The sequence below is a fragment of the Acinetobacter sp. YH16038 genome (assembly GCF_013417275.1).
Lineage (GTDB): Bacteria > Pseudomonadota > Gammaproteobacteria > Pseudomonadales > Moraxellaceae > Acinetobacter.
Window position 1 is genome coordinate 21,609 of record NZ_VPEG01000030.1, and the last position, 12,819, is coordinate 34,427.

At 36.7% G+C, this 12,819-nt stretch carries 19 protein-coding genes and 1 pseudogene; 13 read left to right on the forward strand and 7 right to left on the reverse strand.

Annotation, left to right across the window (positions count from 1 at the left end; translation table 11 throughout):
* Nucleotides 1–207: 207 nt before the first annotated feature.
* The gene (locus FTV34_RS13000) at nucleotides 208–912 is read left to right on the forward strand and encodes an IS6-like element IS1007 family transposase (RefSeq protein ID WP_104427072.1); all 705 of its coding nucleotides are present in this window, start codon (nucleotides 208–210) and stop codon (nucleotides 910–912) included.
* 134 nt (nucleotides 913–1,046) lie between these two features.
* Here the strand turns inward: FTV34_RS13000 and FTV34_RS13005 are convergent, their stop codons facing one another.
* Nucleotides 1,047–1,376 (reverse strand): four-helix bundle copper-binding protein, encoded by a 330-nt coding sequence (locus FTV34_RS13005; protein WP_026055492.1) that lies wholly within the window; start codon nucleotides 1,374–1,376, stop codon nucleotides 1,047–1,049.
* A 216-nt stretch (nucleotides 1,377–1,592) separates the two neighbouring features.
* Here FTV34_RS13005 and FTV34_RS13010 point away from each other — a divergent pair, with 216 nt between their 5' ends.
* From FTV34_RS13010 to FTV34_RS13025, 4 genes are all read left to right on the forward strand, one after another.
* A complete protein-coding gene (locus FTV34_RS13010) occupies nucleotides 1,593–2,297 on the forward strand; it encodes an IS6-like element IS1008 family transposase (RefSeq protein ID WP_001067790.1) in 705 nt (234 codons plus the stop codon).
* Nucleotides 2,267–2,719, forward strand: a complete 453-nt coding sequence (locus FTV34_RS13015) for a hypothetical protein (RefSeq protein ID WP_227504451.1) — start codon at nucleotides 2,267–2,269, stop codon at nucleotides 2,717–2,719. Before FTV34_RS13010 ends, FTV34_RS13015 begins: the two co-directional genes overlap by 31 nt.
* Before the next feature lie 534 nt (nucleotides 2,720–3,253).
* Complete coding sequence (locus FTV34_RS13020) at nucleotides 3,254–3,571, forward strand: type II toxin-antitoxin system RelE/ParE family toxin (RefSeq protein ID WP_180070472.1); 318 nt, start codon at nucleotides 3,254–3,256, stop codon at nucleotides 3,569–3,571.
* Nucleotides 3,572–3,602: 31 nt separating this feature from the next.
* Complete coding sequence (locus FTV34_RS13025; RefSeq protein ID WP_001140620.1) at nucleotides 3,603–3,905, forward strand: helix-turn-helix domain-containing protein; 303 nt, start codon at nucleotides 3,603–3,605, stop codon at nucleotides 3,903–3,905.
* A gap of 71 nt (nucleotides 3,906–3,976) precedes the next feature.
* Here FTV34_RS13025 and FTV34_RS13030 read toward each other — a convergent pair whose 3' ends face one another.
* Complete coding sequence (locus tag FTV34_RS13030; protein WP_180070474.1) at nucleotides 3,977–4,366, reverse strand: tautomerase family protein; 390 nt, start codon at nucleotides 4,364–4,366, stop codon at nucleotides 3,977–3,979.
* A gap of 237 nt (nucleotides 4,367–4,603) precedes the next feature.
* Between FTV34_RS13030 and FTV34_RS13035 the strand changes: the two genes are divergently transcribed.
* A complete protein-coding gene (locus FTV34_RS13035) occupies nucleotides 4,604–5,065 on the forward strand; it encodes a DIP1984 family protein (RefSeq protein WP_004781077.1) in 462 nt (153 codons plus the stop codon).
* A 1,001-nt stretch (nucleotides 5,066–6,066) separates the two neighbouring features.
* On the opposite strand, the pseudogene FTV34_RS13040 reads toward FTV34_RS13035, so the two are convergent.
* Nucleotides 6,067–7,401: pseudogene (locus FTV34_RS13040) on the reverse strand (ISNCY family transposase).
* A gap of 136 nt (nucleotides 7,402–7,537) precedes the next feature.
* Entirely contained in the window at nucleotides 7,538–7,966 is a 429-nt protein-coding gene (arsC, locus tag FTV34_RS13045) for an arsenate reductase (glutaredoxin) (protein ID WP_004647748.1), read from the reverse strand.
* An 82-nt stretch (nucleotides 7,967–8,048) separates the two neighbouring features.
* Here arsC and FTV34_RS13050 point away from each other — a divergent pair, with 82 nt between their 5' ends.
* Together FTV34_RS13050 and arsB are read left to right on the forward strand one after the other, a co-directional pair.
* Nucleotides 8,049–8,363: a metalloregulator ArsR/SmtB family transcription factor gene (locus tag FTV34_RS13050; protein WP_180070476.1), complete on the forward strand. Its 315-nt coding sequence runs from the start codon at nucleotides 8,049–8,051 to the stop codon at nucleotides 8,361–8,363.
* Nucleotides 8,364–8,367: 4 nt separating this feature from the next.
* Nucleotides 8,368–9,408: an ACR3 family arsenite efflux transporter gene (arsB, locus tag FTV34_RS13055; RefSeq protein WP_180032349.1), complete on the forward strand. Its 1,041-nt coding sequence runs from the start codon at nucleotides 8,368–8,370 to the stop codon at nucleotides 9,406–9,408.
* A gap of 82 nt (nucleotides 9,409–9,490) precedes the next feature.
* Here the strand turns inward: arsB and FTV34_RS13060 are convergent, their stop codons facing one another.
* On the reverse strand, nucleotides 9,491–9,784 hold the full coding sequence (locus tag FTV34_RS13060) for a type II toxin-antitoxin system RelE/ParE family toxin (protein WP_000221358.1): 294 nt from the start codon (nucleotides 9,782–9,784) through the stop codon (nucleotides 9,491–9,493).
* The gene (locus FTV34_RS13065) at nucleotides 9,774–10,019 is read right to left on the reverse strand and encodes a type II toxin-antitoxin system RelB/DinJ family antitoxin (RefSeq protein ID WP_000246755.1); all 246 of its coding nucleotides are present in this window, start codon (nucleotides 10,017–10,019) and stop codon (nucleotides 9,774–9,776) included. Before FTV34_RS13065 ends, FTV34_RS13060 begins: the two co-directional genes overlap by 11 nt.
* Before the next feature lie 158 nt (nucleotides 10,020–10,177).
* On the opposite strand from FTV34_RS13065, the gene FTV34_RS13070 reads away from it, so the two are divergent.
* From FTV34_RS13070 to FTV34_RS13090, 5 genes are all read left to right on the forward strand, one after another.
* Complete coding sequence (locus tag FTV34_RS13070; protein WP_180070478.1) at nucleotides 10,178–10,606, forward strand: hypothetical protein; 429 nt, start codon at nucleotides 10,178–10,180, stop codon at nucleotides 10,604–10,606.
* Nucleotides 10,607–10,847: 241 nt separating this feature from the next.
* Complete coding sequence (locus FTV34_RS13075; protein WP_005108699.1) at nucleotides 10,848–11,276, forward strand: organic hydroperoxide resistance protein; 429 nt, start codon at nucleotides 10,848–10,850, stop codon at nucleotides 11,274–11,276.
* Between the two features lie 6 nt (nucleotides 11,277–11,282).
* Nucleotides 11,283–11,714 (forward strand): MarR family winged helix-turn-helix transcriptional regulator, encoded by a 432-nt coding sequence (locus tag FTV34_RS13080; RefSeq protein ID WP_005108698.1) that lies wholly within the window; start codon nucleotides 11,283–11,285, stop codon nucleotides 11,712–11,714.
* Nucleotides 11,715–11,872: 158 nt separating this feature from the next.
* On the forward strand, nucleotides 11,873–12,175 hold the full coding sequence (locus tag FTV34_RS13085) for a type II toxin-antitoxin system RelE/ParE family toxin (RefSeq protein WP_000286964.1): 303 nt from the start codon (nucleotides 11,873–11,875) through the stop codon (nucleotides 12,173–12,175).
* Nucleotides 12,176–12,457 carry an addiction module antidote protein gene (locus FTV34_RS13090; protein ID WP_000985610.1) on the forward strand — a complete coding sequence of 94 codons (282 nt, stop codon included), beginning with the start codon at nucleotides 12,176–12,178 and terminating at the stop codon, nucleotides 12,455–12,457.
* Nucleotides 12,458–12,561: 104 nt separating this feature from the next.
* On the opposite strand, the gene FTV34_RS13095 is transcribed toward FTV34_RS13090, so the two are convergent.
* Nucleotides 12,562–12,819: transposase (locus FTV34_RS13095; protein WP_180070479.1), on the reverse strand; the 258-nt coding region annotated here is incomplete at its 5' end.

The window sequence follows — 12,819 nt, forward strand, 5'->3', positions numbered from 1 at the left end:
GGTCAGTAACACTTTTATGCTGTACCGATGAAGTGCTGTTAAAGGTACAATGAATATTGTAAAAACCCAGTCTTCATGATTGGGTTTTTACATTAAAGAAGTCAGAGATAAATAAGGAAAAGGTGAAGGCTTTGAACCAGAAACGGCACTGTTGCAAATAGGCTGACATGATAAGCTAAATATCTTATTTATTTCGAGATACAGCAGATGAATCCCTTCCACGGTCGGCACTTTCAAGGTGAAATCATTCTTTGGGCTGTTCGTTGGTATTGTAAATATGGCATCAGCTATCGTGAACTTCAGGAAATGCTCGCTGAACGTGGAGTGAATGTTGATCACACCACAATTTATCGCTGGGTTCAGCGTTATGCTCCAGAAATGGAAAAACGTTTACGTTGGTATTGGCGTAATCCTACAGATCGACATTTATGGCATCTGGATGAAACTTACGTAAAAGTGAATGGCAAATGGGCATATCTATACTGTGCAGTTGACCAACGTGGCCATACTCTTGATTTCTATCTTTCTGCTAGACGAAATACCCATTCAGCTTATTGTTTTCTTGGTAAAATTTTGAATCATGTCAAAAAATGGCAGATTCCACGAGTCATAAACACTGATAAGGCTCATACCTATGGCCGTGCTTTGTCGCGACTAAAACAGGAAGGAAAGTGTCCTGAAGACCTGGACCATCGACAGATTAAATACAAGAATAACGTGATTGAATGTGATCATGGCAAGCTCAAACGGATCATCAAGGCTACGTTGGGATTCAAGTCTATGAAAACGGCTTATGCCACAATTAAAGGAATTGAGGTTATGCGTGCTCTACGCAAAGGACAAGCTTCATTATTTTATAACGGTAATATTCTTGGAGAAGTTTGGCTAGTAAATAGAGTTTTCGGTCTCTAAGCTTTTTTGAAGGGAAAATCATCGACTCAGATCCCTATTTGCAACAGTGCCGTTGTTAGTGGTTTGACCCACTAACAACTAACACGTTGGCTATTCATTGAGTAAATCCTAAACTCAACTAATTCTTTTATTTATCAGACAACCATTTTTCGACATTCGACGGCACATTCACGGCAAGCATCAGCACATTGCTGGCAGTGTTGATGCTCATGTTGGCTACATTCATCTGCACAGTATTCACAAGCCTTGGCACAAAGCTCACAAATTTCTTTCATAAAAGGAGATTCATTTTGCTGCATACGAGCACAGAGCTGACAAATATCTGCACAATCTAGACAACGCTGAATACATTCTCGCATCATCTCCAGATTTTCTTCTTTTAGACAGGCATTTGCACAACTGGCACAGGTAAGGTAACAGCTCATACATGCCTTTGCGCAATCTGAAAATTGGATATCGTTCATCATACTTACCTAAAGTCACTTGATTTAGGAATAAGCTAATCAAAAAAAAAGATATACACTAGGACGATTAGGTAAGGGAAAGTAAAATAGTCATAGATTTTGTTAAATGGTTTTAGATGCTGGCTTTGAGTGATTTAGCTGCTCATGTATTCAGGCACTGTTGCAAATAGGCTGACATGATAAGCTAAATATCTTATTTATTTCGAGATACAGCAGATGAATCCCTTCCATGGTCGGCACTTTCAAGGTGAAATCATTCTTTGGGCTGTTCGTTGGTATTGTAAATATGGCATCAGCTATCGTGAACTTCAAGAAATGCTCGCTGAACGGGGTGTGAATGTTGACCACACCACAATTTATCGTTGGGTTCAGCGTTATGCTCCAGAAATGGAAAAACGCTTACGCTGGTATTGGCGTAATCCTACAGATTTACATTCATGGCATATGGATGAGACTTATATTAAAGTGAAGGGGCGATGGACTTACCTGTATCGTGCAGTTGATCAACGTGGTCATACGATTGACTTTTACCTTTCCGCTAGACGGAACAGTAAATCAGCCTATTGTTTTTTAGGAAAAATCTTCAATACGGTGAAAAAATGGCAAATTCCACGGGTCATCAATACAGATAAAGCAGCGACCTATGGCCATGCTTTATCACGGTTAAAGCGAGAAGGAAAATGTCCAGTAGATATTGAGCACAGGCAGATTAAGTATAAAAATAATGTCATTGAATGTGATCATGGTAAGTTAAAGCGGATCATCAGGGCCACATTAGGATTCAAATCTATGAAGACGGCTTATGCCACAATCAAAGGTATTGAAGTCATGCGTGCACTACGTAAAGGACAAGCATCGTCATTTTATTATGGTCAGCCTCAAGGTGAAGTGTGTCTAATCAACAGGGTTTTCGGTCTCTAAGCACTTTTAAAAAGGAACTTCATCGACTCAAATCTCTATTTGCAACAGTGCCGAAATTAGACACATATAAGACATTTTTACAAAGGAAAGAATTTTTTAAGAAAAATTCAAAATTTGAAAAATATGGTCTGACTTGTTACCCAAAAAAAGTGGCTGATAATTTCTATGGTTGTTATGGGAAATCCAAAGAACAGGATGTTGCTGGTGTTTTATTGGATGTAGTTGCTTTAGAAAATACGGTAGATAATCGATTTGTTCAAATTAGAGGAGAGAGTTATGAGCCCAATAAATATGGCGGTATATGGGTTCAGTGGGAAACGAATTTAAATAATTGGGACAAATGGCAAGAGATAGATAGTGCAATTTGGCGCTTATTAGGTACATGGAACTCTGCTCCATCACCTCAAAAACTAACTAAATAGTTCCCCATTTAACATAATGGCTATTATACGAAATACACTTGTATATTAATTTAAATATCAGATATTTATTTAAATGGTAAAAATCCAAAAATGCCCAAAAAGCCGATTTTGAAACAAGTCGGCTTTTTTATGATCGTTTTTGATAGTTCTTGCCAATAATTTTGTTTAAAAAGTAGTCAATTTTGAGATTTTTCAAATTTTATCAATGCCTCAATGTCCAAAACTATCCACATTTTTTGTGGATAAAATTTAGGCTATTTTGTACGCTTTGGCTCACATGAAACTCGGCTCTTTGCTGCTATGCGGCATACTGGAATTTTCCTATGATGAACTCATCGGGAACAGGAAGTTCCATACAAGAATAACAAGAGATAAGTACAAGGACAGTAAGGTACGACAGGAGTTATACCGAGCGAACCAATACGAAAAACCCCGGCAGGATGCCGGGGTTTTTTATTGTTTATCCTTTCTCATTTGCAAAAACAAGCATAATGCCCTTAAAATATAGACTATAATCTATATTTTGGTTGCGGTATGTGGACAGTCATTACGACAGATCTATTTAATCAGTGGCTTGAACAGCAAGATGAATCGACACAAGAGAAGGTCCTAGCTGCCCTGGTTGTTCTACAGCAGCAGGGACCGAGTTTAGGCCGTCCTTTAGTAGATACTGTGTATGAGTCTAAATTTACCAATATGAAAGAACTGCGTGTTCAACATCGCGGTAGACCCTTAAGATCTTTTTTCGCATTTGATCCCTTACGACAGGCTATTGTTCTATGTATTGCTGATAAAGGCGGTAAAAAGCGTTTTTATAAAGACATGCTGGATATTGCAGATGAACAATACTAACTTCATCTCACCACCCTAGGAGATAAATCTAATGGCTAAGACTCTGCAAGAATTGTTAGCTAGCCGCTCTCCAGAGAGCCAAGCCCGTATTCAAAAAATGGCAGATGAATTACTGCTAGAAAATCAGCTTCATCTTATTCGTGAAGAACTCGAAATTTCTCAAAAAGAGCTTGCTGAAACTTTGGGAATAAAACAGCCATCGCTTTCAGCAATAGAAAATCGTGGCAATGATCTTAAGATTTCAACCATGAAAAAGTATGTTGAGGCAATGGGTGGGAAGCTCCGTATTGATGTAGAGCTTCCAACAGGAAAACATATAGGATTCAACGTTTAACAATAAAAATGGGAGCTATAGGCTCCCATTTTTAGATTCGTATAACGTCTATTATGTTAATTTTATGAAATTTAAACATTTACCTTATAATTTAACTGTAGTTCATCCGCATTTTCCCCTCTAATTCCCCAGTTTTCTTTAGGAGTTTCAAATATAGTTATCTCAACATCATTTGAATCAATACCGCATAGATTGTTTATATTTTCGAATAGAGTCTTAATAAATGCTTTTTTAGTCTCTTTTGTTCGTCCATCGAACATGGAAATTTCAATAATTATATAAGATGCACTGCGGTCTGCTGGATATATAAAATTTTTGGATTCTAGTGGAATAAAACGTTGAAACCTTTTTTCTTCAGGGTATTTTAATTCTTTAACTAAAGCCTGATGGATAGCTTTACTTAAATTATCACGATGTAATTCTATAGTTTCATCTAAAGCATAAATTTTTATCTGAGACATTACTTTCTCTAAATTAAAACCCTAATTTTAGCTTAATCTCCCCCTCCCATTTAAGATAATGGCTGTTATACGAAATGAAAAAACCTAGACTCTGGTCTAGGCTTAAAATTTAAAAAATGAATAGCTACCGATTTTGTAGACACCTTTTAGTTAGATAAAAAAGCAATTTTTTTGATCTTTAAAGAATGAGGATATAAGCTGTTTAAAACTTAATTCTAATTGGTTAATAGGTGAAAAATGAAATTAGCAGAAGCTCTCTTACTTCGAAGTGATCAACAAAAAAAAATTATTTCACTAAAACAACGTATCAATGCAAATGTATTGGTACAAGATGGTGATCAACCATCTGAAGATCCAAATGAACTACTAAAACAAGTATTTTCTTTAATTCAAGAATTTCAAAAATTAAGTTATGCAATTCATAAAACTAATGCTTTAACAAAATTAGATGATGGCCGTTCTCTACTTGCTTTATTGACTTTGCGTGATGAATTTGTAGAACAGCACAAAACCCTAACTGCAGCAATAAGTAATACATCTCGTGAATCTGATCGTTATAGTACGCGGGAAATAAAGTGGCATAAAGTTATTCCAGTTTCATCATTACAAAAACAAGCTGATGATATTAGTCTTAAATTACGTGATTTAAACGTGTTAATTCAGTCGAATAATTGGAAAATTGATTTGATTGAAGCCTAATAGTCCTTTAGATATAATCAAGTTGAACATACTGGGCGAGTACAAGATCCCTTACTTCCACAACATAGGATTGTAAATAAAGTGTAGTGGCTTGCAAAGCAAGTGGATAAGCTTAAAATTTTAAGTACAAATCAATCCATCACTTGGCATAACTCAAATCTTTGTGCAAACAAAGTTACACGTTACTTATAACTACCATGTACTGACAGTATGTTCACCTCAATTACTAAAAATAAAGAAATGAGCGAGCATCAGCTCAACTACATTTCTATTTTTAATTCAGTTCGGCTTTGTTGTATAAAGAGCTGAAAGATAGACTTTGAAAATTATAAAAATCGGAAATTTATGATATAAAAAATGTGCTCGACGATGTCGAAAAGCCGACTTGTTTCCAAGTCGGCTTTTTTAAGCAACTTTGTAATATTCTCTCAATGATAATAGTTTAAAAAGTAGGTATTTATTGATTTTTACTATTTTATCAAAGACTCTATTTCGAAAACTATCCCCCAATTTTTGTGGGTTAAAGCTTACAAAGATATCGGATTTTTTGGGTTATTTGGAATAGGACTAAGTTGCCTAGCAGATTGGTATATATCACAATTTTATGATTTATATAAAATAAGCAAAAAGAATTTCACTATAAGGAAATCATGAGAAAAAAGATCACCTATCTAGCTGGGGCTATGACCATAGTTTTACTAATAGCGGTGATTAAACATGAAAATGAAGTAAAGGGGGATGAACAATTTAGATATTTAGATTCCATAGCATCTAAGCAACCTTAGTAAAATTGCACTTATATTTAGAAATACTAGATCATATAAAAACCATTATTTAACATAAAAACTCTTATGCGAAATTCGGGTGTAAACCGCAAATAAAAAGAGCCAGTGCCGACATTTTTACTTTGGAGAAACCGGACATTTCTATTTTGGGCTTACAGATTCTGTTATTCACCAATTAAAATGTCTATGTGATAAACCATTTAAAATGTCCTGTTTTTAACCACAAGAGTCAAGCACAGGATTTAACTTTCTTTGTTCAATAACAGCTTTCTGAGCTTTACGACTCTGCATACTTTTCTTGAGACGGGAACGTTTATTCTGTTTCTCCAACTCTTCATGTTGTTGCTGGATATGCGCCAGAACTGAGCCTAATCTTTTATTCTCAACCACTTCATTCTGCTGTAGTCCAGCCAGTTTATTGAAGACGCTATAGTTGATCTTCCGTCCTTCATGCATGAGGGCCACAGTGCCATCCGGGTACTCCAGAAATGAAATGTATTGCCCAACAAGCTTATGATTCAGCTCTGTCGGTTCAAGCAGATAAATACACTTGTCATAGGTGATGGTTAGGTTCTTCGTGACCTTACGCGGTTCCTGCCAAGTGAATATATCCTCCAGCTCAGCATCAGATTCCGTTAAAGATCGATGTAAATTCTTCGAGTTTCTCGCACACTTGGCAAACTTCTGATTGAAGTGCTCAATGAAGCAGGGTAGCCATGCATTGGCTTCGGCAATTGAACTGATGCCTTCCAGACGCATCTCCTTGATCAAACGGTCTTGAAGGGTTCTATTCGCGCGTTCTACGCGACCTTTAGCCTGTGGTGAGTTGGCAAAGATAATATCAATATTTAACTCGTTCAGAATCCGCCCAAATTGCGTGATCTGGCTGTCTTTCCTGGATTTCTGATTAACTCTGAATACCGAATGTTTGTCGCTATAAAAGGCCAGAGGTTTGCCGTATTGTTCAATGTAGGCTCGGGTTGAAAGCATATAGTCGAAGGTGGTTTCCGCCTCACAGAAGCGTAGATGCAACAGCTTTCCAGTGGCATCATCGATATACACCAATAAACAGCACTTAGCAGCGCGTCCTTCGAACCAGTCATGATATGAGCCATCAATCTGGATCAGCTCACCGAAGCAATCCCGGTTATAACGTGGCTGGTACGGACGTTTCATACGTTGATCTCGATCCACAGGTCATTGGGCGTCATCAAGCGCCGAACGAACCGTTTCTACCGGGATATTCAGGTCAAATATGCTGCTGAGCTTCTCATGCGCCAATTTAGGTTCAAAGCCCAGCAGATGTTCAGAAATAATGGAAAGACATTTTGATTTTAATAACTCATCATGGCGATGATGGCCAGGTTGACCACGACTGGCATGTGCCAGACCTGAAACACCGTCTTGATTGAGTTTCTGCAATAACCGGGTAATTTGACGAGTGGAAAGATTCAGGATTTCAGCAGCACGGACCTGGGTAATACGATGATCTCGAACGTCTTGCAGAACTGCAAGACGTTGAATTTCCTTGTCAGACATAGTGATCAACATCTCTAATTTATATCCAGTCCATGATGGTAAAAACCATCATAAACTAGACATTTTTATTGGTGAGAATATAGACACTTTAAATGGTTTCTAACAAACGAAATTTCGTATAATCACCATTATGTTAAATGAGGCGGATTTATTTAATCCGCTTACCATTTTCATCGATGATTATTTCACCATCTTCTTTGGTAAAAGCTCCTAATTGAGGTGCAGACAAAATATCTAAAACGAGTTCAGATGGTCTACATAGTTTTACCCCCAGTTCAGTCACAACAAATGGACGGTTAATTAAAATTGGATACTCCAGCATAAACTGAATAAGCTGCTCATCTGTCCAGTGTTGCTGATCCAACTTGAGCGTTTCAAAAGGTTCCACGTTTTTGCGAATAGCTTCACGTACAGAAAGACCTGATTTCTCAATTAAATTAATGAGTTCACTTTTACTTGGAGGGTTGAGAAGATACTCAATAACTTCAGGTTCTTCTCCGGTATTTCGAATTAGCGCCAGTGTATTTCTTGATGTTCCGCACGCTGGATTATGATAGATCTTAACTTTTGATGACATTGGACTTACTCAGGACTTCATAATATTGCATTTATATATGGATATGCGTATATTCGAAATAGCATATATTAGAGTATAGATTATGGATCAAGCAGATTTCTTTAAATGCCTATCTGACCCGAAACGTCTAGATATTTTAAAAATTATTTTAGAAAGACAAAATGTATGTGTTTGTGAAATCACAGAAATATTACAACTGAGCCAACCTAAAATTTCTCGTCACTTGGCTTTACTTCGTAACCTTTCAATTTTGCTAGATGAGCGCAAGGGACAATGGGTGTATTACCGATTAAATCCTGATTTACCAGAATGGGTAAATGCAGTGTTCAGTGTTTTGAATGCTGAAGTATTAAATAAATCTACGAGCAACTTATCTATCTCTATGCAATGCGAGTAATTCAATGTCCGCATCAAAGCTCTCATTCTTAGATCGAAACCTAACTCTATGGATTTTCATTGCCATGGCATTAGGCGTAGGTATTGGGGTGTTTTTCCCTCAAACATCTGTTGTATTAGATCAATTAAGCATTAATTCAGTGAATATCCCTATCGCAATAGGGCTTATTTTGATGATGTATCCACCACTTGCCAAAGTTGACTATGCAACCTTGCCTAAAGTCTTTGAGGATAAGCGTACCCTTACATTATCTCTTATTCAGAACTGGGTCATTGCACCTTGCTTAATGTTTGGCTTGGCCATTATTTTTCTGCACGCCTATCCTGAATATATGACTGGCCTAATTCTCATAGGCTTAGCTCGATGTATTGCGATGGTCCTCGTCTGGAATGGTTTGGCATGTGGGGATAATCAATATGTTGCTGCCTTGGTTGCGTTTAACAGTATCTTCCAGATCTTGCTCTTTAGTACTTATGCTTGGTTGTTCTTGACCTTCTTACCGCCATTCTTTGGGGTAGAAGCACAAATCATTGATGTAAGCTTTTGGACCATTACCCATGCTGTTCTGGTTTATCTAGGTATTCCATTCTTACTTGGTTTTTTAACCCGGCTGATTTTAGTCAAACAGAAAGGTTTGGATTGGTATCAAACTAAGTTTATTCCAAAGATTAGCCCAATCAGCCTTATTGCGCTTTTATTCACGATTGTAGCAATGTTCAGTCTTAAAGGTGGTGAAGTGATTAGCCTTCCTCTAGACGTGCTTAGAATCGCTATTCCTTTGACGATCTATTTTGTTGCAATGTTCTTCATCAGCTTCTTTATGAGTAAGTGGATGGGTAACGATTACCCTAAAACGACTGCTATTTCCTTTACTGCGGCAGGCAATAATTTTGAATTAGCACTGGCTGTAGCGATTGCCACTTTTGGATTAGCTTCACCTGTAGCTTTCACAACAGTGATTGGACCGCTTGTTGAAGTGCCTGTATTGATTGCCTTAGTGACAGTTTCGCTATGGCTTAGAAAAAAAGTTTTTAAAGAAGTATGAATCAAAAGGGTATTTAGATTTCCTAAAATTAACATAATACACCTTATACGAAGGCAAAAATGGGAGCTATAAGCTCCCATTTTTAGTCTTTAATTCGCTTTTTCGCTTCGTCATAAACTATGCTATCAGCTCGTTTTCCGACGGTAATGAGCAGGATAACTACCTGATCATCTTTAACTTGATAGACAAGTCGGACACCAGCTTTTAATAATTTGATTTTATAGCAACCTGCAAGATCGCCTCTAAGCATATTCTTTGGAATATGTGGCTGCTCTATGACTTTGGCTAGTTTCTTTTTAAATTGATCTCGTATAGCAACAGGGAGTTTTTCCCATTCTGCTGTAAAGTCCTTGTGACGTAAAAGCTTATAAGTCATCTAATGTGACTTCCTCAAACATCTCTTTAGGATCATTAATGCGCTTACGGACAAGAGCTAATAATTCTTCATCTTCTTCCGAAAGCAAAGCTTTTTTGACAGGCAGTTTCCCAGTCGTAGCAACATACTCAAGAATACTAGTGAAGAAATCCGTAGGTGCAATACCTTGCTCTTTAAGGATTGAATAAGATTTTTCTTTAAGGGCTTCATCGATCCTGAAGTTAACAGTAGCCATCATATTTCCCAAGTATTTAATGTACTAGGAATAGTGTAATGCAAATTGCATTACAAGTCGACTTTGCATAATAGCCATTATGTTAAATAGAATCAAAAAACCTCCAATAAAATCGTTATAGTATTATTGTTTATTGAGTAGATAAGAGAATTAAATTAGTGAAATACTCAAATGAAAAAATAGTAAAAGCTCTCTTACTTTCTCCTTTACCACTACTTTTTTTTACAGCAGTCCTGTTTATCGTAATGAATCAGGAATACAGCCTATACTCGATTTTAGTGGTTCTTGTAGGGCACGGTCTTGTCTACTTGGCTTATTGTATTTTGACTGTACCTTTCAGCTTCATATTCTCAATTCTTTTAAATCGTTATAACAGTCTTAATTTATTAACTATCTGTATTGCCTCTATAATTATTGCTACTCCATTTTTTATTCTTTTTGGATGGAGTCACACAGGAGAAATTTCGAAAGAGTGGTGGAAGATGTATACAGATACATGGACTATCTTTATGGCTCTATTTCCTGGCTTATGTTATTGGCTATTTCTGATTAGCCTAAAAGATAAGAAATCAAAGAATATTGAATAAACCATTGCATAGAGATTCTTAAATTTCCCTAAAATTAACATAATACACGTTATGCGAAATTAGAAAAATGAGTTTATTGCACTGATACTTATCTGTTTTTTAAATTTTAGACCTGGGTTGGTGCCCAGGTTTTTTAATTTCGTATAACAGCCATTATGTTAAATCGCATATAAAAAAATTGACATAAATTAAATTTTATACAATTATATTGCACACAATATATTATTTAAAGGTAATTAAAATGAGTAATCTTTATTCTACCCAAGTTAAAGCAATCGGTGGACGTTCAGGGAATATTCGTAGTGAAGATGGTATCTTAGAACTAAAATTAGCTTTGCCAAAAGAATTAGGTGGTCGAGGTGATGCAACGAATCCTGAGCAATTATTTGCAGCTGGCTATGCTGCATGCTTTGGAAATGCCGTGATCCATGTAACTCGTAGCAATAAAGAACATAAAATCCGTGATAACGATGTAGAAGTCCTGAGTACTGTTGGCATGGTTGCTAATGGCAATGGTGGATTTTCCTTAACAGTACACTTAGATGTCACTCTTTCAGGTATTTCACAAGCTGATGCAGAGAAGATCGTGGAACAAACGCATCAAGTATGTCCTTATTCCAACGCTATTCGAGGTAATATACAGGTATCGACCACTGTCTATACCAAATAAAAAGCTATGTCCAAGAATCAGCTTTGCCTAGATGAGCAACTATGTTTTCCTATTTATGCTGCATCTAATTTAATCGTAAAAGCTTATCGCCCTTTTCTTACACCTCTCGGACTCACTTATCCTCAATATTTAGTGATGTTGGTTTTATGGGAAAAAGAATGTGTAAGTGTGGGTGATCTTGGACAAATTTTACACCTGGATAGTGGGACACTAACGCCCTTACTAAAAAGAATGGAAAAGTCTGAACTTATTAATCGATCACGTGATCCTAATGATGAAAGAAGAGTCCTTATTTCATTAAAAGAAAAGGGTCGAGAGCTACGAGCTGCCGCAGAAATGATTCCTAAAGAGCTGACTCAAAGTATTCAACTTGAAAATTTAAATAAACTAAAAGAAGAATTAAAGTCATTGGTTAAAGTGTTATCAGAGAAAATTTAAGAAATCTTATTATCTGGTGATATGAGTCACTATGATTCTGAAAATTAATTAATTTTTCTAAAATTAACATAATACGCGTTATACGAAACTCTGTTATAAGCCCCATACATTCAAGTTTATTTCTTGCATAAATGTATCCTATAGGATACATTACTCTTATGTACTCAATATACACCACTGAAGTCTTTGATGACTGGTTTACTAAGTTAAAAGACCAGCAGGCAAAAAGGCGTATACAAGTCCGAATTGATCGGGTTGAAGATGGAAACTTTGGAGATACTGAGCCAGTCGGTGAAGGTGTCTCTGAATTACGTTTCTTCTTTGGACCTGGCTACAGGATCTATTACTGTAAGCAAGGGCAAAGGGTCGTTATTCTTTTAGCAGGCGGAGACAAGTCTACGCAAAGTAAAGATATAAAACTTGCCCTACAACTAGCACAAGATTTAGAGGAGGAGCTGTAAATGGCTATCAAACTTCGTAAATGGGACAGTGCTGAACATCTTAAAACAGAAGAAGATATGCAAGCTTACCTACAAGCCTGTATAGATGAATCTAATGGTGATGCGGCATTCATTGCAAAAGCTTTAGGTAATATTGCTAAAGCTAAAGGAATGGCTCAATTATCAAGAGACACAGGTTTAGGCCGAGAAAGTCTTTATAAAGCACTTTCTGGCGATGTAAATCCAAGCTTTGATACTGTCATTAAAGTGGTAAAAGCACTGAATTTACGCTTAGCAATTTAAAAAAAACTAGTAAAAAAGGGAGCTTAAAGCCATTGCTGTCCCACAATTTTTCACAAGGGGAAGCTCATTTGAGCTTCCCCTTGTTTTATGGGTATTTTATCGGGTTAAAATAAAGCTTTTAAAGTTCTTCTTTCAAACAAATTCACTTGAATTATTCTGAGTAAACGTTGAACTGTAGTTTTTCCTAAATGTTGAGCGAAACTCACCAATAAATAGGCGATCATCGCAATCCAGGTTTGTGTCTGAATTGCGTTCCTGCTGCGGCCTAGAAACGCTTTTAATTTGAGATTCTGCTTAATCGCCTTAAAGAACAGCTCAACTTTCCAACGATCTTTATAAATCGCCGCAATGGTGGAGGCGGC

Coding starts and splice junctions, on each gene's coding strand:
- FTV34_RS13000 (WP_104427072.1), top strand. CDS start 208: ATGAATCCCTTCCACGGTCGGCACTTTCAAGGTGAAATCATTCTTTGG.
- FTV34_RS13005 (WP_026055492.1), bottom strand. CDS start 1,376: ATGAACGATATCCAATTTTCAGATTGCGCAAAGGCATGTATGAGCTGT.
- FTV34_RS13010 (WP_001067790.1), top strand. CDS start 1,593: ATGAATCCCTTCCATGGTCGGCACTTTCAAGGTGAAATCATTCTTTGG.
- FTV34_RS13020 (WP_180070472.1), top strand. CDS start 3,254: ATGTGGACAGTCATTACGACAGATCTATTTAATCAGTGGCTTGAACAG.
- FTV34_RS13025 (WP_001140620.1), top strand. CDS start 3,603: ATGGCTAAGACTCTGCAAGAATTGTTAGCTAGCCGCTCTCCAGAGAGC.
- FTV34_RS13030 (WP_180070474.1), bottom strand. CDS start 4,366: ATGTCTCAGATAAAAATTTATGCTTTAGATGAAACTATAGAATTACAT.
- FTV34_RS13035 (WP_004781077.1), top strand. CDS start 4,604: ATGAAATTAGCAGAAGCTCTCTTACTTCGAAGTGATCAACAAAAAAAA.
- arsC (WP_004647748.1), bottom strand. CDS start 7,966: ATGTCATCAAAAGTTAAGATCTATCATAATCCAGCGTGCGGAACATCA.
- FTV34_RS13050 (WP_180070476.1), top strand. CDS start 8,049: ATGGATCAAGCAGATTTCTTTAAATGCCTATCTGACCCGAAACGTCTA.
- arsB (WP_180032349.1), top strand. CDS start 8,368: ATGTCCGCATCAAAGCTCTCATTCTTAGATCGAAACCTAACTCTATGG.
- FTV34_RS13060 (WP_000221358.1), bottom strand. CDS start 9,784: ATGACTTATAAGCTTTTACGTCACAAGGACTTTACAGCAGAATGGGAA.
- FTV34_RS13065 (WP_000246755.1), bottom strand. CDS start 10,019: ATGGCTACTGTTAACTTCAGGATCGATGAAGCCCTTAAAGAAAAATCT.
- FTV34_RS13075 (WP_005108699.1), top strand. CDS start 10,848: ATGAGTAATCTTTATTCTACCCAAGTTAAAGCAATCGGTGGACGTTCA.
- FTV34_RS13080 (WP_005108698.1), top strand. CDS start 11,283: ATGTCCAAGAATCAGCTTTGCCTAGATGAGCAACTATGTTTTCCTATT.
- FTV34_RS13085 (WP_000286964.1), top strand. CDS start 11,873: ATGTACTCAATATACACCACTGAAGTCTTTGATGACTGGTTTACTAAG.
- FTV34_RS13090 (WP_000985610.1), top strand. CDS start 12,176: ATGGCTATCAAACTTCGTAAATGGGACAGTGCTGAACATCTTAAAACA.